Origin of the sequence: Chryseobacterium sp. MMS23-Vi53, assembly GCF_047651245.1 — a bacterium.
In the GTDB taxonomy this organism is placed as follows: Bacteria; Bacteroidota; Bacteroidia; order Flavobacteriales; family Weeksellaceae; genus Chryseobacterium.
On the sequence record NZ_CP180265.1, the window covers coordinates 2576769 to 2599315 of the forward strand.

Consider the following 22547-nt stretch of genomic DNA (forward strand, 5'->3'; position numbering starts at 1 on the left):
TCCTCAACCTTAATTTTATAGAGCGAAATTAAATTTAATCTTTAAAAACGTATTCTCCAGTTAATGGGTCTAAATAAATATGTGTTTTAACTTTACTTGTAAAATTAGCATTTTTCTTTCCACTATCTGCTGCTGCGCCAATTAATGCGCCAACCATTCCTCCTGTCATTCCTCCCAGCATGGCTCCATTTAAATTCTGTGAAAACAAATCTGCCGGAATGGCATCAATATACCATCCTTTCTCATCTTTAAAAACTTCTTTATAACCGATTGGGATGGCTTTAAAAATTTTATTATCCTCAACAATACAATAAATATCTCCGATTTTAATGTTGTAAGTTCCATCATTTACACCTTTAATATCTCCGTCTTTATCTCTGTGATAGGTCGCAGGTGTAGGTTTCTGCTGAACAAATGACTTAAAACTCAAATAAACTCCAGATGACAAGCTTTCTGTTTTATAAAGAGGATAAGTATTTTTAATAATCGTTTCATAATTTGCAATTGAGTCTTCATTAATTGGTATACCAACGGCAATACTACTGTAAGAGTTCAAAATCAATTGTTTAAAAAGATTTGAAATTTTGCTGGTAATTGTATTGGCAACATTTACCCCTTCTATTTGAGTTGCCGAAATGACGCCATCTGTTCTGTTGATAAAAAAATATTTATCATTTCTTTTAAAGAACGTGGCAATACTTATTTTCGCTTTGGCCGTTTCAGGAGACTTATCATCATTGAAAAAATTTAATTCCTGAATCAACAAAACAATATCATTTTTTCCTGAGTCTTTATTCGATTCCGTAAATGCTGTTTCTATTGCATATTTTGGCGTTTTCGGAAATGCAAATTGATAAGTTTCTCCTTTTGCGGTAACAGTTCCTAATTCTTTTGAAGTTCTGTTATCAATGACTGTCAGCGATCTTGTCATTCCGCTTTTGTCCTTTATTTTGCCAATTTCAATCGTTTCAGTTCTTTGGGAAAAGATGAGTATTGATAAAGATAGAAATACAATTTGCAAGGTTTTCTTCATGGTTTTTCATTTTTTACAAAACTAAGAATAACTTCTAATTATTATGATAAATACTCATTCTCATTTCCAATAAAATTTTTAACTTTTCAGATTTAAAATCTTTATAGAAAGCCAAAACTTATTTTAAATCATGAAAAAAGTTCTTTTACTCCTTTTCATTATTCCATTTACACAATTTCGGTCGCAGTGGATTGAAAATGCAGTTCAAAATCCGGAAGAATTTGTGAATCCGTTAATTGGTTCGCTATCAAAGCCAGATTTATCCAATGGAAACACATATCCTGCGGTTGCCGTTCCTCACGGAATGAATTTGTGGACACCACAAACCGGAAAAAACGGAAACGGATGGCAATATACTTATGATGCGGACAAGATTCGTGGAATCAAGCAAACACACCAACCTTCACCGTGGATGAACGATTACGGAATGTTTTCCATCATGCCCGTAACAGGGAAAATGCGTTTTAATGAAGATGAAAGAGCGAGTTGGTTTTCCCATAAATCAGAGGTTTCAAAACCGTATTATTACAGTGTTTATTTGGCAGATCATAATGTAACGGCAGAAGTTACACCTACAGAAAGAGCTGCACAATTTCGATTGACTTACCCAGATTCTGAAAATTCTTGGTTCGTGGTCGATGCTTTTGATAAAGGTTCAAGCATTACCATTATTCCTTCTCAGAACAAAATTACGGGTTATTCAACAAGATATTCGAGAGGAAAACTGGTTGGCTTTAAAAATTATTTTGTGATTTATGCCGATAAACCTTTCACGAAATATTCAACCTGGAAAGATAAAGATTTTGTAAAAGATGCTTTGGAGATTACCGGAGATCATTGTGGAGCTGTGGTTGGTTTTAAGACTAAAAAAGGTGAAAAAGTGAATTTAAAAGTGGCTTCATCTTTCATTAGTTTAGAACAGGCAGAATTAAATTTACAAAGAGAACTCAACAAAGATTCATTCGATGATACTTTTAAGAAAGCAAAACTGGCTTGGAATGAAAAATTAAAAAGAGTTGAAGTTGCGGGCGGAACCATCGATCAAATGAGAACTTTTTATTCTTCTTTGTACAGAATGCTTTGTTTTCCGCATAAAATGTATGAAATTAACAAGGCGGGAGAAGTTGTTCATTACAGTCCGTATTCAGGGAAAACTGAAGCTGGGTATCGTTTTGCGGGAACTGGTTTTTGGGATACGTTCAGGGCGCTCTATCCTTTTCTGAATTTAGTTTACCCAAGCATTAATGTTGAAATGCAGAAAGGATTGATTAATGATTATAAAGAAGGCGGTTGGCTTCCGGAATGGTCGAGTCCGTCGTATTCTGATATTATGATCGGAAATAATTCGGCTTCCGTTGTTGCAGATGCTTACATGAAGGGTTTGAGAGGTTATGATATTGAAACATTGTATCAGGCTCTGCTTCATGGCGCAAATAATGAAGGGCCACAAGCAACGGGAAGATTGGGAATTGAATATTATAAAAAATTGGGCTACGTTCCTTACGATGTAAAAATCAATGAAAATGCGGCGAGAACTTTGGAATATGCTTATGATGATTTTGCGATTGCACAACTCGGAAAAGCTTTAGGGAAACCAGAATCTGAATGGGGAGAATATTACAAACGTTCCCAAAATTTCCAAAAAGTGATTGATCCTGAAACCAAATTGGCTCGCGGAAGAAATCAGGACGGAAGTTTTCAGGCTCCTTTTAATCCGTTTAAATGGGGCGATGCTTTTACAGAAGGAAACTCGTGGCATTATACATGGTCTGTTTTTCAGGATATTGATGGATTGGCAAAACTGATGGGTGGAAGAAAAGAATTTTCAAAAAAATTGGATGAGGTTTTTGAATTGCCTCCGATTTATGATAATTCTTATTATGGTTCAACGATCCATGAAATTCAGGAAATGGTAAATGCAAATATGGGACAGTATGCTCATGGAAATCAGCCTGCACAGCATATTATTTATTTATATAACTATTCCGGAGAGCCCTGGAAAACACAATATTGGGTTCGTGAAACGATGAATCGACTGTATCAGCCAACGCCAGACGGATATTGTGGTGATGAAGATAACGGACAAACCTCTGCTTGGTATATTTTCTCGGCATTGGGGTTTTATCCTGTAACTCCGGCAACGGATCAGTATGTTTTGGGTGCGCCTTTGTTTAAAAATGCTAAAATCCATTTAGAAAACGGAAAAACAATTGAGATTAAAGCAGAAAACAACAGTGACGAAAATCGCTATGTAAAATCAATGAATATGAACGGTCAAAATTATTCTAAAAACTGGTTAAGTCATTCAGAATTAATGAAGGGGGCAATCTTACAATTTAACATGGAAAATAAGCCGAATAAAAATCGAGGAACGAATGAAAAAGATTTTCCTTATTCTTATTCTACGGATAAAAAATAAAGAAAAAGAGAGACGGACGGTCTCTCTTTTTCTTTATTAAATCAAATTTTATTTCTCAAAAGTATATTCACCAGTAAGCTGATCGATATAAATATTTGATAAATTATTAGGTTTATCTCTCCCACCGCCGCCTGAAGAATCAATAGCAGCGCCAATAAGAGCCCCAACCAGACCTCCCGTCATAGCACCTATCATAGCTCCATTATTCGCGTTTTTTGGAGGGAATAACTCTAGCCTGGAAGAATATACGAAATATCCCTTATCATTTTTTTGCATTTCCAGAAAGCCAACGGGTGTTAATCGAAAAATTTTCCCATCTTCTATATACGCAAAAACATACTCTCCAGATACAAGAAGATTTTCACTGTTTTTTACGCCTGTTACCTTCCCTTTTTTGTTTTTCTCAACATAATATCCGGCTTCCGGCTTTAGAAGAGATAATGATCTGAAATCTTTATAAACTCCATTCGGAAGCTCAGTTGTATTCAGAAATTTGATATTCTTATTCACAATAGATTCATAATTATTAAGTTCAGCTTCGGGAATTGGTGTACTAAAAGCGATATGAGAATAAGAATCATTAATTAAAGATGAGAAAACAGTTTCAATAGTTGAGGAAACCATTCTAGGAATATTCGGAGTAATTTTCGAATTGAAATCTACTGTACTATTGTATCTATTAATAAAATAATATTTCCCGTTTCTATTGATAAAACTACTTATTTTAATCTTTGCTTTAGCTAAACCCGTATTTTTAAAATCATCAATTTTAATCTCTTCCAACAATAAGGTAATATCATTATTTCCTCTTGTTTTGTTATCTCCGGCAAACCAAGTTTCAATATAGTTTTTTAAATCTTCATTAGTAAACCTCATCTGAACTGTTTCCCCTTTATAGGATACCGTTCCTAAACTTTTATCTGCTCGATTATCAATTAAAGTAAGCGATTTTGTACGCGAAAACTTGTCTTTAATATTTTGATTAAGCTTTATCAATTCTGTTTGTTGTGCGGTCAACGAAACCGAAAACAACAAAAACAATAATATTTTTTTCATGTTTTAAATATTGAACATTTAGTTTTAATTATTCCTCAGAAAAATCATATTCTCCCGTCAAAGGATCAAGATAAATATTTTCTACACCATCTTTTTTCATTTTATTCTGTCTTGCACCCTGTTCAATAGCTCCGGCTACACCACCAATTAAGCCAAACATTCCAAATGTGCTATTTGACTGAACGGGAAAAAGATAACCTCTATTTGCTAAAATAAAATACCCTTTTGCATCTTTTTGAATTTCAAAAAAACCAGAAAATGTCTTCTTATAAGCCTTTCCTTTATCTACATAAGCGTACATTTTGTTGGCAGAAATTTTATCCTTTTTGCCATTTTCTTCCTTTACAGCCCTTGTTACATCTCCTTTATTATTAATTTCTAAAGTATAATTTCCTTGCTCCGGAGTTTGGTTGAAAAACGAGTGATGATCCAGATAAATTCCGTCTTTTAAATTGTCATTTTTAAAAGCTTCGTAGTTATTTTTTGTAAGCGTTTCATAATCTTTCAAATCATCAAAAGAAACAGCTTTTTCAGTAGGTTTAATATCGTAAGACTTTCTGATAAAAATTGAATAAATAGTCGGAATATTTTTCACCATCAATTCAGAAACTTCTTTATTATTAAAAGCAAAAACGGTATCTTTTTTATATAAAAAATGGTATTTATCTCCATCTTTTAAAAACGTTTGAGCCGAAAAATCCATTTTCCCATCTGTTTTTTTATCAACAGTTTCTCCGACGGATAGCTTTAATCTTTTTAAAATTAAAACAAACTCATAGTTTCCTCCCTGATAATTGGCTTTAGTATACCAGTTTCCAAAATCGTTTGCAGGCGTTGTCGGGAAAACAACTTCGCGCATTTCTTTCTTATCTCCAAAAGGCAAAGTTCCAATTTGTTTATCTTCTCTTTGATCAATAACTGTAAGATATTTGTATGTATTGTCTTGGTTGTAGTTCGTCACATTTCCTCGAAATTTAATTGCCTCTTTAGTTTGAGCAATTGAAATGATGGCTATAAATGAAAATATAACCTGCAATATTTTTTTCATAATTTAAATTTTCCGCAAAAATAGGCATTAATTTAAAATTAAACGACTCTCACAAATAAATTGCAAGAGTCGTCCAACATTAAAAAAATAAACTATTATGGGTTTTGTCTTTGTCGCGGAGTATTTTGGTTTCCGTGAGAAGGCATTCTTTCATCCATTTTATCTCTCATCATCTTCTCGGATTGGAATAACTTCAATACTTTTTGACAAGGAATAACTTGCTGCATTTTATCAGCATATTTTTTTCGGTTATCCAATAGCTTCTGCCCTACTTCAAAGCTTTGTTGCAGCTTTGCTTTGGCTTCGTCGTCGGATAAAGTTTCCGGATTAAAGTTTGAATTAAACTGGCTTTTTATCTGCTTCTGACTTTCCAGATATTCTGTATAGATCTGTGTAAATTCTGTTTTATCACTCGGATCTATGTCCAGATTATCAAGAACCATATTGTTCCTAAATTTAGTAAGAAGCGCTTTTCTTTCTTCAGGAGAAAGACTGTTTATTACCTCTTTTCTTTGTTTAGGGTTCATTTTTTTCCAGTCGTAATCTGTCTTTTGAGCATTTAAGCCAAAACCGTAAATAATTAAAAGTGTAAATAATATCTTTTTCATCTTTCTCATTAATTATATAGATCTAAGTAAACATCCTGAGTAGAATTACTTGCTAATTCCGTAATTTCAGAATTAGAGAATGAATCCAGGTACTCGTTTACTTGAGCTTCTTCTTGTTTTCTCGAAACAGGTTTTACTGTTTTCGTTTCTTCCTTCTGCGGAGTTGTGTTATCTCGTGCAAAAGTTTTATTATCATCTTGGTTTACAACTGTTTGATTATTATTTTCAACAGAAGTTAAATCCGATTTTAAAGTTTCATAAGCAATTTCGCTTTCTGTTTTCGGCTGCTGAACATTTGAAGCATAAACTCCCTCTGAAGTCGCAGGTTTTGTATCATTCACTGAATTGAATACAAAAGTCACCCCAAAAACCAAAGCCAATGATGCTGCCACAGCGTATCCCCAATTCAATTTAATGATAGGCGCTTTTTTAACTGGCAACACATTCTTCAATACATTTTCCTGAACATTTTGAAACAGATTTTCAGGAACGGTGTAAATATTTTTTCTTTCTAATTTTTCCAGATCAAAATCATTAACCCCGCTCAATACCTTTCCCTGAATATCTTCGAAAAGATTTTCAGGAAGCCTGTATATGTTTTTGCGTTCTAATTTTTCTAGATCAAAATCTTTCATGTTGTTTTTTCTCAAAAATTATCTCTCATAATTCTCTTTGATATACTCTTCTATCTTCTGTTTGGCATAATGATAATTTGTTTTTAAAGTCCCTACAGACATATCTACAATTTTAGATATCTCTTCGTAAGGCAAATCATCATAATACCTCATAGTAAATACCAGTTTCTGCTTTTCGGGCAGGCTTTGTATAGCACGCTGAAGTAAAATCTGTATTTCCTCGGCATCACCTTCTACATTATCGGCAACCAGATTCTGCATATGATACTCAGGATCTTCATCAGTCTTCTGCATTTTTTTGAGTTTATTTACCTGCTGTAATGCTTCGTTGGTAGCGATTCTGTACAGCCATGTGTACAACTGGCTATCGTTTTTGAACTGGTGAAAATTCTGATATGCTTTTATAAAAGTCTCCTGCAAAGTGTCCTGAGCAAGATCTCCGTCCACAATAATCCTTCTTATGTGCCAATACAATCTACTTTGATAAGCATCCATCAAGGCACGAACTCCTTCATTCTGAGTTCGTGGGTTTTGCATCAACGAAATAATTTCCGCGTCCTTAATCTTCATAAGATGCTTTCATTGTTTTGGATTACAAAAATATCTAAAAGTTAAATTACTTATTCAATTTTCAGTCCAATAAATTAAATATTTACAAAATTTCCTATCCTTAAAACTAATGAATATTTTTCTAATAAATCTAATTTTTCCTTTAATAATCAACATTATGTTAAATTCAATTTTAAATTTAAATGTCTTTTTTTGAGTTAATAAAATTTTATTTTAATTAAAATAATTATAATTCATTGATTAAAAATAAATTGCTGATAATTTTTTTAACCCAAATTCTAAAAATATTTTCACTAATAAAACACAAACATCTGTGCAATCTGCAAATCAGCGAGAGTAAATAAATCATTTTACAGTTTATTACTAGAAAGAAGAATCTCACAAAACAATTTGGAGTTTGCTTTATTTCGACAAGCTCAGCACAGGCAAACTTTGTTCCTCGCAATGACCTAAGCTTTGCGTTTAGATCCAATATTATCCGAAGTAATTAAACTTACAGCTTCCCTCCTACATCTTCCAACCAAAAACTCACAGCAAAACCCTATCTTTGTTTTATGCAAATTGTAATTATCGGTTCCGGAAATGTAGCTTATCATATGGCAAAAGCATTTGTTCAGAATAATATTCATTTAGCCCAAATCTTTGGAAGAAATGAAGCAAAACTGAATAAAATTTCTGAAGAGTTAGAAATACCCCATTCAACTAAAAACTTAGTTGATGCAGATTTGTACATCATTTGTGTAAGTGACAATTCTGTAGAAGCAGTTTCGAAGATCATTGTTAAAAAAGATTGTCTGGTGACGCATACTTCAGGTTCTTTGCCTAAAGATATTTTGGCAGGAGAATATAGAAAATCCAGTCTTTATCCTTTGCAGACATTTTCAAAATCTAAAGAATTAGATTATGCCAATATTCCGTTTTTTGTGGAAGCAGAAAATAATGAAGACAAGAAAACTTTAATGGATTTAGCTTCAAAAATTTCATCGAAAGTCATGGAAAGTACCCATGAAAAGAGAAAATACATTCATTTGACGGCAGTTTTTGCGTGTAATTTCGTAAATCATCTTTTTTCGAGGGCAAAAGAAATTTCAGATGCTCAGGAAATTCCGTTTGATTATTTTTTACCGTTAATTGATGAAACGGTTCAAAAAATTCATGAAATTGAACCGAAAGCAGCACAAACCGGACCTGCCGTAAGAAACGACAAAAGAATTCTTGAATTACACGAGCAATTATTAAAAGACGAAAGTCTTGAGATTTATAAAACAATGAATCACTCAATTCAAAAAATGTATGAGTTATAAAGAAAAATTAAAAGATATTAAAGCTTTTGTATTCGATGTAGACGGAGTTTTCACAGACGGAAGCGTTTATCTGATGCCCGGTGGAAATATGAGCAGGGTAATGAATGTTTTGGATGGTTACGCTGTTGTTAAGGCCTTAAAAAACAATTATTTAATCGGAGTTATCACAGGCGGAAATGATGAAATGGTAAAACACAGAATCAATTATCTTGGAATTCAGGATTATTATCCGAAATCTCACGATAAGATGGTAGATTTTGAAGATTTTAAGGCAAAATATAATCTTAAAGACGAAGAAATTTTAACGATGGGAGACGATTTACCCGACATTCACATGATGGAAAAATCTGCAATTGCAACTTGTCCTGAGAATGCAGTTCCGGAAGTAAAGGGAATTGCTGATTATATTTCACCAATCAAAGGAGGGAGCGGGGCAGTGCGTGATGTGATTGAACAGGTAATGAAAGTTCAGGGAAATTGGCATGACGACAACACTCAATCTATTTAATTAATTGAAAATGAAATTATTACTAGCCTCACAATCGCCTAGACGAAAAGAATTATTATCAAATTTAGGATTTGAATTTGAAGTCGTAAAAATCGATTGTGAAGAAATTGTTCCCGAACACATCCAAGTAGGAGAGTCCGCTGCTTATTTATCCGAATTAAAAGCAGATGCATTCCGAAAACTGGAAGAAGGAGAAGTATTATTAACATCCGATACAGTTGTAGCGATTGATAATCAATTTCTTGGAAAGCCAAAAGACGAAGATGATGCAATGAACATGTTGAAAATGCTTTCGGGAAAAACACATCAGGTTTACACGGCAATTACGGTGAAAACTTTAGATAAAACAATTACAGAAACAGATGTTGCCAATGTAGAGCTAGATGAATTAACAGATGATGAAATAAAATATTATATCCAAAACTACAAACCTTTCGACAAGGCAGGAAGTTACGGCATTCAGGAATGGCTTGGGATGGCGAAAATCCGAAGAATGGAAGGTAGCTTTTATACCATTATGGGACTTCCTACCCATTTGGTTTACAAAATTTTGAAAGAAATATAAAGAGTTTCAATATAAAATTTTATTATTTTTACAAAATCATCAATCCTACTGATAATAAAAAGTAGATTAGCGAGTTATATTGAATAATGAAAAAGAATATTTTTTTCCTTTTAATGCTTTGTATTGTAGCTTCTTGCGCCACGAAAGTGAAGAGGCCGGAGCAGCGATCGAAGTTTATGAAAGGATTTACAACATATTACAACACGCTTTTTAATGCAAAAGATGCGTTGAATAACGAGTTTGAAACCAGAGATAAGGCCCATAAAGATAATTTTTATGCACCTTATATTCCTATCCTTACTTACGAAGATCAGCCGTTGGGAAGTGATCTTGGTCAATCTTCAGCTTTTGCCGAAAATTCTATGAAAATGGCAGAAGTAAACCGTCCTCAAAACAATAGTCAAGGCAGAGGAGGACCTCCGGGAAGACCAGACGGCATGTCCGGAGGAACAGGATTACCTTCATTATCAGGTGCTGTAAACGGAGCAATGGATAAAATGGGACTTGGAAAAGGAGAGGAGCAACCCGAACAAAAAGGGGCAACGACTTTGGAAATCGCTGAAGCTAAGGCTTTAAAAGCAATCAACAAATATTCCGTCATCAGAAACGGTGAAGAGAAAAACAAAAAGATTTTTGATGCTTACATGATTCTTGCACAGGCGAGAATTTACAGAGGAAAGAATCTGGAAGCTCTGGATGCTTTAAACTATGTTTTTACACATTTTAAGGACGATAAAAGAATTCCTTTAGCAAGAGTTTATCAGGGTTTGGCGTATGCACAAATTAAAGATTACCATAAATCTCAAGACGTTTTTGCTAAAGTAAAAAGCGAAAAAATTAGTAAGGATTATGATAAACTGCTAAGCATTTATCAGGCAGAAGCTTTCCTTGATGAAGGTAAAAAAGAAGAAGCTGTAAAAGAGCTTGACAGAGCTTTTGAATTAAACTCCAACAGAAAATTAAAGAGTAGAATTGCATATCTGAGAGGTCAGGTTCTGGAAAATCTTAACCAAAACGAAAAGGCAAGAGAAAGCTTTATGGCTGCCTACAAGTACGCCAATGACTTTGAATTTGAAGTTAAATCTCAAATTGAAATTGCCAAAACTTTTAACGGAAAAGGCGATTACAGCGGTGCTAAAAAATATCTGGAAGACATTAGTAAAAAAGGAACTTACGGTTCCAGAAAGAATGAGTTTTATTATGCTCTAGGTTTAATGGCGAATAAAGCAGGTAAGAAAGATGAAGCGCAGGAATATTTCAGAAAATCTTTGAAAGAGAAGGTTTCAGACGGACAAATTCGTGGTTTGGCTTATTATGAAATCGGGAAAGGCTATTTAGACAAAAACGATTATATCGGAGCAGGGGCTTATTATGATTCTGCTTTAGCTGTAATGACTTATGAGCCTTCGAAAGTTCTTTTGGCAGATCAATCTGTTTACATTAAAAAAATCTCGAAAAACTATTATTTAATCAAGAAAAATGATAGTATTCTGAGATTGGCTAAAATGTCACCAGAACAAAAAACTGATTTTTTCACCAAATATATTGCAAAATTAAAGATTAAAGAAGAAAAAGAAGAGCTGGAAAGAAGACGTGCAGAAAGAGCAAAAGGCTTTGATACGGGAGATTACAGCTCCACATCAATATTTGCGAACAGCTCCAATAATTTTGAAGATTTTGGGGTAGCCACAAAAGGTTTCTATTTTGCAAATACAGGTACAGTAAGCAAAGGAACTTCTACCTTTAAGCAAACATGGGGAGATAGAGCATTGATTGATAACTGGCGTTTTTCTAAAAAAATGGCAACGATCGACGATATGAAAAACGAAGCCTTAGGAACGACAGACGTTCCAAATCCAAGACGTTTCGAACCAGCTTTCTATATCGAGCAACTTCCGACAGATATTGCAAAATTAGATCAATTGAAAAAGGATAGAGACACCGCTTCTCTTGGACTTGGGGTAATGTATCAAAACTATTTTACCAACACCCCTTTGGCGACAAAAACATTGTATGACTTGGTTGATGTAAAACCCGAAGAAAAAGTAATGCTACAAGCTTTATACGAGATTTTCGCCATGAATTATGAGAAAAATCCTCAAGCTGCAGAAAGAGCAAAACAAATTCTAATGACGGATTATCCGTATTCTTCTTACGCAGAATTTGCAAGAAATCCTAAGAGTAATAATTTCGTAAAATCATCCGCAGATGTTGAAGGGCAATACAAGCAGGCTTTTGCTTTGTATGAATCTGAGAAGTTTGGAGAAAGTAAAGATATTATCGATAAGACCATTCAACAATATCCAAAAGATGCATTAGTACCGAAATTATATTTATTAAATGCTTTCAATGCAGGAAAATCGAGTGGGAAAGAGGTAATGATTCTTCAGCTAGAACAAATTGCTTTGAATTATGGCAAAACACCTGAAGGCTTAAAGGCTAAAGAAATGCTTAATTACCTAAAAAGTGATCTAAGCTTCACTCCAACGGATAATAAGGGAAATGCGATACCTAAAAACCCTTCAAATATGGCAAATGGAGTTCCGCAACAACCTATGCAAACGCAATCCATCAATGCAGTAGGAATACCCCAAAACCAAAATAATGGGCAAATGAGCAATCCTCAGAAAATGCAGCCTTCAAGCGGAAACAGCAACAGACCACAGAAAACGCCGAATAATAATCCTCTACAACCGAGTTCGATTCCGGCAAAACCACAATAAAATAAAAAAGCGAAGAAATTAATCTTCGCTTTTCTTTTTTCTTTACACCATGAAAATCTTTTAAATAAAAAGGCTCGAAATACGCGATGTCTTCAAACTCTTTATTTTCAATCTTTTCAAGGCTTTTCTTGATTAAATATCGTGCAGAAGGGTAGATATTTTCATTAAAATCAGCATTTGGAAGCTGAAAAACTTCCCGCGCTTTTTTTGCGCCGTCTCCTACAAATATTACTTTTTTATCTTTAAATTCTTCAAAAGAAGTCTCATCTAAAATCTTGGCTTCCGTTTCAGAAATTTCTTCGCCTGTTTTACCATCATAAACTACTGTATAAACCTCCATTCTTCTTGCGTCGATCAAAGGGATAACAAAGTCGTAGTTTTGATCTAAAAAAGGCTCTATCATCGTTTCTAAAGAATTCACCGCAACCAATGGAACTTTTAAACCATAACAGAAACCTTTTGCAGAAGCCGCGCCAATTCTCAAACCGGTGTAAGAACCCGGACCTTTACCCAAAGAAATCGCCTCGATATCTTTCATTGAAATTCCGGCACCTTCCAAAGCCCATTCTACAAACGTATGAAGACTTTCCGATTGTTTATAATTTTCTGAAACTTCCTCAGTAAGGCAAAGGAGCTTTTCATTGTCTGAGATTGCAACTGAGCAGTTTTTGGATGAAGTTTCGATGTATAAAATTTTCATTTTATTTAAATAATTTATGCAAATTTAAAGCATTATTTCCAGACTATTTTCTGTAAATCGTTCTCGGCTCTGCCTGTGCCGATGGATAAATCGTCATATCAGAAACGCAAACGTGTTTTGGAGCATTCACACAATAGGCGATAGAATCTGCAATGTCTTCAGCTTTCAAAGGCTCATAACCTGCGTAAACCGTGGATGCTCTCTCGCTGTCCCCTTTGAATCTTACCATAGAAAAATCTGTTTCTACAGCACCGGGTTGAATATTGGTAACCTTAATTCCAAATTCAGTTAGTTCTATCCTCATTCCTTCGGAAATTACGTCGACTGCTTTTTTTGTTGCACAATACACAACTCCGTTTGCATAAGTCTGTCTCGCTGCGACTGAACTAATATTTACGATATGCCCCGAATTTCTTTCTTTCATTCCCGGAATAATCATCTTAGAAACATACAGAAGACCTTTCACATTTCCGTCAATCATAGAATCCCAATCGTCTGTTTTCCCGGCAGAAAGAGGATCCAAACCATGAGCATTCCCTGCATTGTTAATCAAAACATCAATATTTTTCCATTCTTCAGGAAGCGAATTGATGGCACTTTCTACTTCTTCCAAATTCCTGACATCAAATTTCAAACTAAAAATTTCGGTATATTGAGAAAGTTCAGTTTTTACAGATTCTAAAACTTCGGATCTTCTTCCACAGATGATAACTCTGTTTCCCTGCTTTGCAAAAAGCTCCGCTGTAGATTTTCCTATTCCGGAAGTTGCTCCGGTCACTAATATTGTTTTCATAAAAATTTTTTAAATTTTTAAATGTATCAATTTATCAATATATTAGTTTACCAATAATTGTTAGATTGCTATATTTTTAGATTGTTATATTGAATTCAGTTCGCATCAAATGCTTCAAAAGCATCGCTGATATGTTCTATGACTAATTTTCCTTTTTCATCTGGAAGCACAGAAATAATATCAAACCTAACTTCCTGATTTCTATTAAACTCTTCCATATAGTGATTGGCAGCAGAAACAATCAACTTAATTTTTCGTTTATTAACGGCTTCTTGCGGAAGATTAAACACATCTGTTGAACGTGCTTTTACTTCTACAATAACAACTAAACTATCTTTTTCGGTAATAATATCCAACTCTGCTTTTTGATAACGAAAGTTTCTTGCAAGAATTTTGTACCCATTTTTTAATAGAAATTCTGCTGCAAGATCTTCTGCTAGTTTTCCGAGATCGTTGTGAGTAGCCATAATAAACTATATATTTGCCTTAAAACTTATTCAAACCTATGAAATTTAATTCAATTTTTTATTCCATTCTTCTAATATGTTTAATTAATTGTTCTTCTTCTGATGATAATGAAACTACAACAAATGGTGATCCGAATATGATGAAAAACATGATGTTCATTGGTGGCAATAAAATGTATTATGCTTTTGATTCTGGAAACGGTATATTAAAATGGTCTTTTCCAGTTACAAGTGGAACATTTCAGTATAGTACTGCATTTATTAGTAATAAGGTATTATATGTGGGTTGTACAGACAGCTATTTATATGCTCTTGATGTAAATAATGGAAGTTTGCTATGGAAATATAAAACAAATCAAGCAATTGAGTCAAGTGTTTTTGTCTATAATAATACGGTCTTTTTTGGCAGTGATGATGATAATTTCTATGCATTGAATGCTACAACCGGAGAACTGAAATGGAAATATACTACTGGTTTTAATGTTAGTTCAAGTCCAATAGTTTCCGGAGAAATTGTATATTTTGGAAGTGATGATGGTAATATTTATGCTTTAGATCAAAGTAGTGGAAATCTAAAATGGAAATATTATGTTGGTGATTTATTCAATTCTTCTTCCGCTTCCATAGTACAAAATAACCTATATATTGGAAACAGAAATGGAGGTATTTATAATATCAATAAGCTTACAGGTGAATTAATTTGGAAAAAACAACTTGGTAGTTCTATCGAATTTTCTTCTCCTACAATTTTAGATGGATATTTGTATACTACTGATCAATATGCTTTATATAAAATAGATGCCTTAACAGGAAATATTGTTTGGCAAACTTCCAGTTCAGGTGCTTATTCCAGCAGTCCATATGTTAATGAAAATTCTGTTTATGTTAATTCTAGTTCTGGAAATATCATTGCTGTAGATAAACAGACAGGCAATATAAAGTGGCAAAAAACAATTTATTCTAATAGTGCAGAGGCTGTCGCTACAAACTCTACTGTTTTTGTAGGTGGTGGCGGTTCAAATTTTATATATGCTTTTTCCGAAAGTGATGGTACAGAAAGATGGAAATATCCAATAAATTCAACTGTTACTTCAGCTCCAGTAATCATTAATAGAGATGGAAAAATATGTTATCCAAGTAAATCGGGAGGTAGAGACTAGTAAAACTCAATCTTAACCTTGTCCTTAACCTCAAGTTTAACATTCCCTCCAATAATCAAAGGTCGGTTATCTTTAATATGTCCATTGGGAAAACCAAAAACTACTGGAAAATTATACTTTGAAATTCGGTCTGAGATTAGTTTATAAGCAAATTCGTCGAAACTTTCTTCGTATTGTTTATTCTCTTTTTCATCGCCCATATTGGTCATTCCTCCGACAATTAAACCTGATATTTTATTGAAAACTCCTCCCAATTCCAAGCTCATAATCATTCGATCAAGCGCATAAAAATTTTCACCGATATCTTCAATGAAAAGAATTTTTTCTTTAAAATCAAAAGAATATTTCGTTCCCAGAAGGGCATAAATCAGGGCTAAATTTCCTCCGACCAATTCGCCTTCAATATTACCTGTTTTATTAAATTGATGAGATTTTAGACTGTATTTTGGGTTTTTTCCTTTTAAAACATCAAAAATAAGATTATAGCTTTCATCCGTCACTCCAAAACTTGAAGTTTTAATCGTTTGTCCATGAATCGAAGCAAATCCTTTATTCAACAAATAACTTTGAATAACTGTATTATCGGAATAACCGATATACCATTTAGGATTTTCATTAAAATTTTTCAGTTTCAAATGTTGAATTAAATGCTGACAACCGTAACCGCCTCTGGAAGCCCAAATCGCTGAAATTTCATTGTCGTTTAAAGCCCAATTGATGTCTTTTATTCTTTCCTGCTCTGTTCCTGCGTAATTGTATCCGTTGGAAAATTTAGTGTAAAGATGTTCGCCTAAAACAGGTTCAAAGCCTTTACTTTTAATCATTTCAATTCCCTTTTCTAATTGAGAAGCATCTACGGCTCCGGCAGGGGAAATCACAGCTATTCTATCACCTTTTTTCAGTGATTTTGGAAAGATTATTTTTTTCATTTTTGTTTTTGATATTTTACTTCTGTCTTTTCGGCTTCTTCCAAACGCTTATCAAACTGATTGAATTTTTTGAAGCTCTGTAAAAAGATAAAGAAGCTGAATATGATAAGAATTCCACCAACAATTCTTCTGATTTTATTGGCTAATGTTTGTGTTAATTTATCGTGGAATTGCTTTGCAAGGAAAATTTTAATTAAATCTATTAAGAGATAAGTTCCGATTACAATTCCAATGTATAAAATAAAATTACCCGTATCAGGATATTGATTTCGAACGGAAATAACGGTTACCAGCCAAAAAAGGATGACTCCAACATTTAAAAGATTAAAGAAAAAACCATTTATAAAGGTTTTAAAATAATTCTGATTGATGATTCTTTCTTCGCCGGGCATATGCATTTTGGTTTTTGTGACCATCATAACAATACCGTAAACAAAGATAAGTATGGCTGTAATTCTATAAAAACCAGGATGTTTGTCGATCAACGTTACAATATCTGCACTCGCATAATAAGCTGCCAAAATACACAGAAGGTCTGCGGAAATGACTCCAATATCCAGCGCTAAAGCGTGTTTCGGACCTCTGGAAAAGCTGGTTTCTATTAAAAGGAAAAAGATTGGTCCTATAAAAACCAGACTCAACATGAATCCTAAAATGATCGCAGATAATATAAGTTCAAACATTCAATAGTTTTTTTAAAATGAAACATAAATTTCATCCCTTTTATACAAAGTTAGCCTTTATGTTTTAATTAATCAATAAGAAAATTAACACCAAAGATGCAGAAATTTCATATTATTTTCTATTATAATTAAGATTGAAAATAAAAAAACCGCCAATTGTAGCGGTTTATTATTAATTATATTCTTATTCAACAATCTTGAAATCCAATTGTTTCTGAATCAAATTCGCTTTCACTACTTTGATCTGAACATTGTCTCCCAATTGATATCTTTTACCGTGTCTCATTCCGTACACAGCGTGAGTTTTTGCATCGTACATGTAAGAATCATCAACCAAATCTCGCAATTTAATTAAACCTTCTGCACCATTTTCAGGGATTTCAACCCAGAAACCAAACTCCGCAACTCCGGAAATCACACCACTGAAAGTTTCTCCCAAGTGTTTTTCCATGAATTTTACCTGCATGAATTTTATCGAATCTCTTTCTGCATCGGCTGCCAATCTTTCCATAGAGCTGCAATGTTTTGCCTTATCTTCCAACTCAGCCTTATTCGGCGATTTTCCACCATCCAGATAATGCTGCAGCAATCTGTGCGCAATCAAATCTGGATAACGACGGATAGGAGAGGTAAAGTGGCTGTAATAATCGAAACCTAGACCGTAGTGACCGATTGGTTCGGTAGAATAAACTGCCTTACTCATGCTTCGCATCGCCAAAGTTTCAATCATATTTTCTTCTCCTTTTCCTTTTACATCATGCAATAGTCTGTTTAAAGATTCTGCTACTTTTTTGGTATTGGCAAGATCCATTTTGTATCCGAAAGTGGAAACAAAATCTCTCAAAGACTCCAATTTCGCTGGATCCGGATCGTCGTGAACTCTATATATAAAGGTATTTTGAGTGATGTCTCCTTTCTTATTTAACGAAACAAATTCAGATACTTTTTTATTTGCCAGCAACATGAATTCTTCGATCAAATGATTGGAATCTTTACTGATTTTAAAGTAAACTCCAACCGGTTCGTTGTTTTCATCTAAATTGAATCGAACTTCACTTCTGTCGAAAGTAATGGCTCCGTCTTTGATTCTTTTCTGACGCATGATTTTCGCCAGTTTATCTAAAACTAAAATTTCTTCTTTGAAATCGCCATCCTTTCCTTCAATTCTTTCCTGAGCCTCTTCATAAGTGAACCTTCTGTCGGAATGAATGACTGTTCTGCCAAACCACTGTTTTTTGATTTCGGCATTGTCACTTAATTCAAAAACGGCAGAAAAAGTAAACTTATCTTCGTGTGGACGAAGCGAACAAACATCGTTACTTAAAACTTCGGGAAGCATGGGTACAACGCGGTCTACCAAATAAACCGAAGTCGCTCTTTGATAAGCTTCATCATCTAAAATAGTTCCCGGAACAACATAATGTGAAACGTCTGCAATATGAACACCAATTTCCCAGTTTCCGTTTTCTAATTTCCTTATTGATAGGGCATCATCGAAATCTTTTGCATCTTTCGGGTCAATTGTGAAAGTCGTAATTCCACGCATATCCCAACGTTTTGCAACTTCTTCATCGTTGATACTTCTATCGATTTTATCGGCATCTCTTTCCACTTCTTCAGGGAAAGCGTAAGGTAAACCGTACTCTGCAAGAATAGAGTGGATCTCAGTTTCGTGCTCTCCCGGAGCTCCCAAAACCTGGATAATTTCACCTTCAGGATTTTTATCTCCCGGTTTCCATTCTGTCATTTTTACGATGACTTTATTGCCATCTTCAGCTCCTCCGAATTTTCCCTTTGGAATAAAAATATCTGTATTAATCGTCTTTTTATCGCAAACCACAAATCCGAAATCTTTGTGCGGAACAACTTGTAAAGTTCCAACAAATTCCGTTCTTGTTCTTTCCAAAACTTCCAAAACCGAACCTTCCAGTTTTTTTCCTTTATAAGTATAGGTTACAATCAAGACTTTATCGCCCTGCAACGCATCTTTCACATTTTTTGAATGAATAAAAATATCATCTTCCAATCCTTCAACACTTACATAAGCATTTCCAGACTGATTAAAATCGATAGTTCCTGTTAATGTTCCTTTTATATTAAGATTGACGATATATTTTCCTTTTTCAGTTTCTTTAATTCTTTCATCGGCCTGCAATTTATGCAACGCCTGAATCACAAGTTCTCTTTGTCTTGGATTTTTATAATCAATCCCATCCGCAATCTGTTTGTAATTATAGATTTTCGTGGAATTTTCATTCATAAATCTTAGGATCAATCTTCCGATTTCTCTCAGTTTATGATCATTTTTCTGACTTATATATTTTCTTTTTTTTGCCATTTTAATTTTGTAATTAATTATGTTATAGTTTCAATATTTAATTAAAACTATTTTAAAATTATCTCCATAAATTCTAAGATAATTTCAGTTTAAAAGTTTATTTATTTAATAAAACCAACAATTTTCCTTCCAATTATTCTACAACGGAAGTTTTAGTTTTGTATAAATTTAATACAAATATGGAGAAGAGAGGAGAAAAACCTTTTATTAAATATGTTTTAATATTCTATAGGCTTAAATGGAAATCATAGAATGGTAAATTCTATTGGACGTTGCAAAGATACAAAATAAAAAATAAATAAGGCTTGCAAATTGATTTACAAGCCCTTATATATTAGCAAAATGCTATTTTATCAACTCTGTTTTGATGTCTTCCACCTTCAAAATCAGTTGACAAAAATTTGTCTGCAATTTCAATCGCCAGTTCCTTAGAAATGAATCTCGCAGGAATCGAAATCATGTTCGCATCATTATGCTGTCTTGCCAGTGAAGCAATCTCCGGCATCCAGCAAAGAGCGCAACGAATCTTCTGATGTTTGTTCGCCGTGATCTGTACACCGTTTCCGCTCCCGCAGATCAAAATTCCAAGCTCATTTTCACCATTCTCAACAGATGTTGCGGCAGGATGAACAAAGTCCGGATAATCCACACTGTCTGTGGAAAACGTGCCAAAGTCCTGAACCTCAAACTTTTCTGAAAGATAGTTCTTAACAATCTCTTTGTATTCGTATCCAGCGTGGTCTGCAGCGATAGCGATTTTTCTTTTCATAATACTTCTATTTAGCCTTATTAGATTTATTTCCACACAAATTTAAGTATAATGTGGATAAGTCTTAAATTTTTGCGAATTAATTGTGAAAACGCTTGTGAGTAACTGTTGAAAAAACTCCTAAAAATAAAGTTTCGTAACATGAGAAAATTTTGTAATGGAAATTAGTTCCAAAAATTCCAACATTTTTTTTCACAAAGTTTTCGGGGATAATTATATACTTTTTCCATAAATCGGTTATTAAGAAACGATACTGGGGAAAAGTTATCCATAATTGTTGATAACCAATATAAATTTCATATTTACAGTATATTATATTGTACATAAATTGTGAATTACGTAAAAATTAAATGTAAAAAAGTATTTCGATTAAATTTATCCCCGAAATAACAAACACTTAACAACACTATCATTTCTCTTTTTTTTAAAGAGAAGAAAATATGTTGATTGATGAATGGATGGGTGCGGGAAACTTTTTGAAAACTTTTCAAAGCTTGGTTTTTTTCCGGAATTTTAAAATCTTACATTTGTGAAACGAAAATCGAAAGAAATGTATGAAATCGACCTGCCGAATTTTTTTGCGCAGCTTCAAAGAAAAGTCGATTCCATGTGACCGAGAAAAATAAAATGTACATATGAAAACAATCAATGATTTCAATTTTAATGAAAAGAAGGCTCTTGTAAGAGTGGATTTCAATGTTCCGCAGGACGACCAACTGAAAGTTACAGATAACACGAGAATCGTGGCTGTAAAACCTACGGTTGATAAAATCCTAAAAGATGGTGGTTCTGTTATCTTAATGGCTCACCTGGGAAGACCGAAAGGTGAGGTAAAAGATGAGTTTTCTCTGAAGCACATCGTAGAGGAAGTTTCTAATGTTTTGGGGCAGGAGGTGAAGTTTGTTGACGAATGCATTGGAGAAAAGGCTGAAAAAGCAGCCTCTGAACTTAAATCTGGTGAAATTCTTTTATTAGAAAATCTACGTTTTCATAATGAAGAGGAGAAAGGCGATGAAGGTTTTGCTGAACAACTTTCTAAACTAGCCGATGCTTATGTAAATGATGCTTTCGGTACAGCTCACAGGGCACACGCTTCAACAGCTGTTATTGCTAAGTTTTTTCCTTCAACTAAATTTTTCGGTTTACTGATGGCTAAAGAACTTCAGGCAATTGATAAAGTTTTAAAATCAGGGGAACGTCCTGTAACAGCGATACTTGGAGGATCAAAAGTTTCAACTAAAATTACCATTATAGAAAATATTCTTCCTGCTGTTGATAATTTAATTATCGGAGGTGGAATGGCGTTTACTTTCATTAAAGCTCTTGGCGGAAAGATCGGAACTTCATTGGTTGAAGAAGATAAATTGCCTCTAGCTCTTGAAATTCTAGGAAAAGCAAAAGAACATAATGTAAAAGTTTATCTTCCGTCTGACACAATCATCGCTGAAAGTTTTAGTAATGATGCGGACAGAAAAGAGGCAGATATTTATGCAATTCCTGAAGGATGGATGGGATTGGATGCGGGTCCAAAATCCAGAGATCAGTTCAATGATGTGTTATTGGATTCAAGAACAATTCTTTGGAACGGCCCGATCGGTGTTTTCGAAATGTCAAACTTTGCTGCGGGAACAATTGCGCTTGGTGAAAGTATAGCTGAAGCAACAAAACTTGGAGCTTTCTCTTTAGTTGGGGGAGGAGACAGTGTTGCTTTTGTGAAGCAATTTGGTTATGGTGAAAAAGTAAGTTATGTTTCTACCGGTGGTGGAGCAATGCTTGAAAGTTTGGAAGGTTTGGAACTTCCGGGAGTTGCTGCGATCAATAATTAAGAAAATAAAATTTTATAAATTTTAAGTCCGCTGAATTTTTCAGTGGACTTTTTTATTTTTTTTTGTTTTTTAAAAAATCTTGGAAATTTATTTTTCTAAAAATTTTAAAAAACAACTTTCACAATTTTAGATGAAAATTGAAGAGAAAAATTTTTTTGATGATATTTAAATTTAATATATAAGAAAAAATAATTTATAAGATTTTTCACATTTTGTTTGTAATAAATTTTTAGGATTGATTATTTCCAAAGTTTGTCATTCCGTAGGAAACTAAATTTTAAAATTTTGATTTTTTATAAAATAATATAAATCGACTACTATCCAATTTTTTCTTCTTAGAAACAAATTTGAATTTTTGGTAAAAAATTTTGAATTCGATCAAATCATAAAATTCTTTTCAGTTTTTAAGGTTA

19 protein-coding genes and 1 pseudogene are annotated in these 22547 nt (G+C 33.7%); 7 read left to right on the forward strand and 13 right to left on the reverse strand.

What is annotated here, in order from left to right:
• Positions 1-34 precede the first annotated feature (34 nt).
• Positions 35-1033 (reverse strand): glycine zipper family protein, encoded by a 999-nt coding sequence (locus tag ACKX2A_RS11435; RefSeq protein WP_415324711.1) that lies wholly within the window; start codon positions 1031-1033, stop codon positions 35-37.
• A gap of 130 nt (positions 1034-1163) precedes the next feature.
• Here ACKX2A_RS11435 and ACKX2A_RS11440 point away from each other — a divergent pair, with 130 nt between their 5' ends.
• Positions 1164-3452, forward strand: coding sequence for a GH92 family glycosyl hydrolase (locus ACKX2A_RS11440; RefSeq protein ID WP_415324713.1), 2289 nt, complete (start codon positions 1164-1166; stop codon positions 3450-3452).
• Between the two features lie 48 nt (positions 3453-3500).
• Here ACKX2A_RS11440 and ACKX2A_RS11445 read toward each other — a convergent pair whose 3' ends face one another.
• The 5 genes from ACKX2A_RS11445 to ACKX2A_RS11465 form a co-directional block, all read right to left on the reverse strand.
• The gene (locus ACKX2A_RS11445; RefSeq protein ID WP_415324715.1) at positions 3501-4508 is read right to left on the reverse strand and encodes a hypothetical protein; all 1008 of its coding nucleotides are present in this window, start codon (positions 4506-4508) and stop codon (positions 3501-3503) included.
• Positions 4509-4536: 28 nt separating this feature from the next.
• A complete protein-coding gene (locus ACKX2A_RS11450; RefSeq protein WP_415324717.1) occupies positions 4537-5556 on the reverse strand; it encodes a hypothetical protein in 1020 nt (339 codons plus the stop codon).
• A 95-nt stretch (positions 5557-5651) separates the two neighbouring features.
• Complete coding sequence (locus ACKX2A_RS11455) at positions 5652-6164, reverse strand: hypothetical protein (protein WP_415324719.1); 513 nt, start codon at positions 6162-6164, stop codon at positions 5652-5654.
• Between the two features lie 8 nt (positions 6165-6172).
• The gene (locus tag ACKX2A_RS11460; protein ID WP_415324721.1) at positions 6173-6799 is read right to left on the reverse strand and encodes a hypothetical protein; all 627 of its coding nucleotides are present in this window, start codon (positions 6797-6799) and stop codon (positions 6173-6175) included.
• An 18-nt stretch (positions 6800-6817) separates the two neighbouring features.
• Positions 6818-7369 (reverse strand): RNA polymerase sigma factor, encoded by a 552-nt coding sequence (locus tag ACKX2A_RS11465; protein WP_415324723.1) that lies wholly within the window; start codon positions 7367-7369, stop codon positions 6818-6820.
• Positions 7370-7923: 554 nt separating this feature from the next.
• On the opposite strand from ACKX2A_RS11465, the gene ACKX2A_RS11470 reads away from it, so the two are divergent.
• The 4 genes from ACKX2A_RS11470 to ACKX2A_RS11485 all read left to right on the forward strand — a co-directional run bounded on the left by ACKX2A_RS11470 (position 7924) and on the right by ACKX2A_RS11485 (position 12469).
• Positions 7924-8673, forward strand: a complete 750-nt coding sequence (locus ACKX2A_RS11470) for a Rossmann-like and DUF2520 domain-containing protein (protein ID WP_415324724.1) — start codon at positions 7924-7926, stop codon at positions 8671-8673.
• Positions 8663-9181 carry a KdsC family phosphatase gene (locus tag ACKX2A_RS11475; protein ID WP_415324725.1) on the forward strand — a complete coding sequence of 173 codons (519 nt, stop codon included), beginning with the start codon at positions 8663-8665 and terminating at the stop codon, positions 9179-9181. Before ACKX2A_RS11470 ends, ACKX2A_RS11475 begins: the two co-directional genes overlap by 11 nt.
• A 10-nt stretch (positions 9182-9191) precedes the next feature.
• The gene (locus ACKX2A_RS11480) at positions 9192-9746 is read left to right on the forward strand and encodes a Maf family protein (RefSeq protein ID WP_415324727.1); all 555 of its coding nucleotides are present in this window, start codon (positions 9192-9194) and stop codon (positions 9744-9746) included.
• Positions 9747-9832: 86 nt separating this feature from the next.
• Positions 9833-12469, forward strand: a complete 2637-nt coding sequence (locus tag ACKX2A_RS11485) for a tetratricopeptide repeat protein (protein WP_415324729.1) — start codon at positions 9833-9835, stop codon at positions 12467-12469.
• A gap of 31 nt (positions 12470-12500) precedes the next feature.
• On the opposite strand, the pseudogene tsaB reads toward ACKX2A_RS11485, so the two are convergent.
• The 3 genes and pseudogenes from tsaB to ACKX2A_RS11500 all read right to left on the reverse strand — a co-directional run.
• Positions 12501-13169, reverse strand: a pseudogene (gene tsaB / locus ACKX2A_RS11490) (tRNA (adenosine(37)-N6)-threonylcarbamoyltransferase complex dimerization subunit type 1 TsaB); the annotation flags it as partial.
• A gap of 43 nt (positions 13170-13212) precedes the next feature.
• Entirely contained in the window at positions 13213-13962 is a 750-nt protein-coding gene (locus ACKX2A_RS11495; RefSeq protein WP_415324731.1) for an SDR family NAD(P)-dependent oxidoreductase, read from the reverse strand.
• A gap of 95 nt (positions 13963-14057) precedes the next feature.
• Complete coding sequence (locus tag ACKX2A_RS11500; protein ID WP_415324733.1) at positions 14058-14429, reverse strand: YraN family protein; 372 nt, start codon at positions 14427-14429, stop codon at positions 14058-14060.
• A gap of 38 nt (positions 14430-14467) precedes the next feature.
• Between ACKX2A_RS11500 and ACKX2A_RS11505 the strand changes: the two genes are divergently transcribed.
• A complete protein-coding gene (locus ACKX2A_RS11505) occupies positions 14468-15589 on the forward strand; it encodes a PQQ-binding-like beta-propeller repeat protein (protein WP_415324734.1) in 1122 nt (373 codons plus the stop codon).
• Here ACKX2A_RS11505 and ACKX2A_RS11510 read toward each other — a convergent pair.
• The 4 genes from ACKX2A_RS11510 to rpiB form a co-directional block, all read right to left on the reverse strand.
• Positions 15586-16518: a S66 peptidase family protein gene (locus ACKX2A_RS11510; protein WP_415324736.1), complete on the reverse strand. Its 933-nt coding sequence runs from the start codon at positions 16516-16518 to the stop codon at positions 15586-15588. The two genes, ACKX2A_RS11505 and ACKX2A_RS11510, sit on opposite strands and share 4 nt — an antisense overlap.
• Positions 16515-17201 carry a LysE family translocator gene (locus ACKX2A_RS11515; protein WP_415324737.1) on the reverse strand — a complete coding sequence of 229 codons (687 nt, stop codon included), beginning with the start codon at positions 17199-17201 and terminating at the stop codon, positions 16515-16517. Before ACKX2A_RS11515 ends, ACKX2A_RS11510 begins: the two co-directional genes overlap by 4 nt.
• Positions 17202-17385: 184 nt before the next feature.
• Positions 17386-19539 (reverse strand): ribonuclease R, encoded by a 2154-nt coding sequence (gene rnr / locus ACKX2A_RS11520; RefSeq protein ID WP_415324739.1) that lies wholly within the window; start codon positions 19537-19539, stop codon positions 17386-17388.
• 334 nt (positions 19540-19873) lie between these two features.
• Complete coding sequence (gene rpiB, locus ACKX2A_RS11525) at positions 19874-20308, reverse strand: ribose 5-phosphate isomerase B (protein WP_415324740.1); 435 nt, start codon at positions 20306-20308, stop codon at positions 19874-19876.
• A gap of 635 nt (positions 20309-20943) precedes the next feature.
• Between rpiB and ACKX2A_RS11530 the strand changes: the two genes are divergently transcribed.
• Positions 20944-22134 (forward strand): phosphoglycerate kinase, encoded by a 1191-nt coding sequence (locus ACKX2A_RS11530; RefSeq protein ID WP_415324741.1) that lies wholly within the window; start codon positions 20944-20946, stop codon positions 22132-22134.
• Positions 22135-22547: the final 413 nt, after the last annotated feature.

Bases quoted from the DNA above. Each gene is read 5' to 3' on its own strand.
- rnr (WP_415324739.1), bottom strand. From the start codon at position 19,539: ATGGCAAAAAAAAGAAAATATATAAGTCAGAAAAATGATCATAAACTG.
- ACKX2A_RS11475 (WP_415324725.1), top strand. From the start codon at position 8,663: ATGAGTTATAAAGAAAAATTAAAAGATATTAAAGCTTTTGTATTCGAT.
- ACKX2A_RS11460 (WP_415324721.1), bottom strand. From the start codon at position 6,799: ATGAAAGATTTTGATCTAGAAAAATTAGAACGCAAAAACATATACAGG.
- ACKX2A_RS11435 (WP_415324711.1), bottom strand. From the start codon at position 1,033: ATGAAGAAAACCTTGCAAATTGTATTTCTATCTTTATCAATACTCATC.
- ACKX2A_RS11510 (WP_415324736.1), bottom strand. From the start codon at position 16,518: ATGAAAAAAATAATCTTTCCAAAATCACTGAAAAAAGGTGATAGAATA.
- ACKX2A_RS11515 (WP_415324737.1), bottom strand. From the start codon at position 17,201: ATGTTTGAACTTATATTATCTGCGATCATTTTAGGATTCATGTTGAGT.
- ACKX2A_RS11495 (WP_415324731.1), bottom strand. From the start codon at position 13,962: ATGAAAACAATATTAGTGACCGGAGCAACTTCCGGAATAGGAAAATCT.
- ACKX2A_RS11440 (WP_415324713.1), top strand. From the start codon at position 1,164: ATGAAAAAAGTTCTTTTACTCCTTTTCATTATTCCATTTACACAATTT.
- ACKX2A_RS11480 (WP_415324727.1), top strand. From the start codon at position 9,192: ATGAAATTATTACTAGCCTCACAATCGCCTAGACGAAAAGAATTATTA.
- ACKX2A_RS11445 (WP_415324715.1), bottom strand. From the start codon at position 4,508: ATGAAAAAAATATTATTGTTTTTGTTGTTTTCGGTTTCGTTGACCGCA.
- rpiB (WP_415324740.1), bottom strand. From the start codon at position 20,308: ATGAAAAGAAAAATCGCTATCGCTGCAGACCACGCTGGATACGAATAC.
- ACKX2A_RS11485 (WP_415324729.1), top strand. From the start codon at position 9,833: ATGAAAAAGAATATTTTTTTCCTTTTAATGCTTTGTATTGTAGCTTCT.
- ACKX2A_RS11505 (WP_415324734.1), top strand. From the start codon at position 14,468: ATGAAATTTAATTCAATTTTTTATTCCATTCTTCTAATATGTTTAATT.
- ACKX2A_RS11465 (WP_415324723.1), bottom strand. From the start codon at position 7,369: ATGAAGATTAAGGACGCGGAAATTATTTCGTTGATGCAAAACCCACGA.
- ACKX2A_RS11470 (WP_415324724.1), top strand. From the start codon at position 7,924: ATGCAAATTGTAATTATCGGTTCCGGAAATGTAGCTTATCATATGGCA.
- ACKX2A_RS11455 (WP_415324719.1), bottom strand. From the start codon at position 6,164: ATGAAAAAGATATTATTTACACTTTTAATTATTTACGGTTTTGGCTTA.
- ACKX2A_RS11500 (WP_415324733.1), bottom strand. From the start codon at position 14,429: ATGGCTACTCACAACGATCTCGGAAAACTAGCAGAAGATCTTGCAGCA.
- ACKX2A_RS11450 (WP_415324717.1), bottom strand. From the start codon at position 5,556: ATGAAAAAAATATTGCAGGTTATATTTTCATTTATAGCCATCATTTCA.
- ACKX2A_RS11530 (WP_415324741.1), top strand. From the start codon at position 20,944: ATGAAAACAATCAATGATTTCAATTTTAATGAAAAGAAGGCTCTTGTA.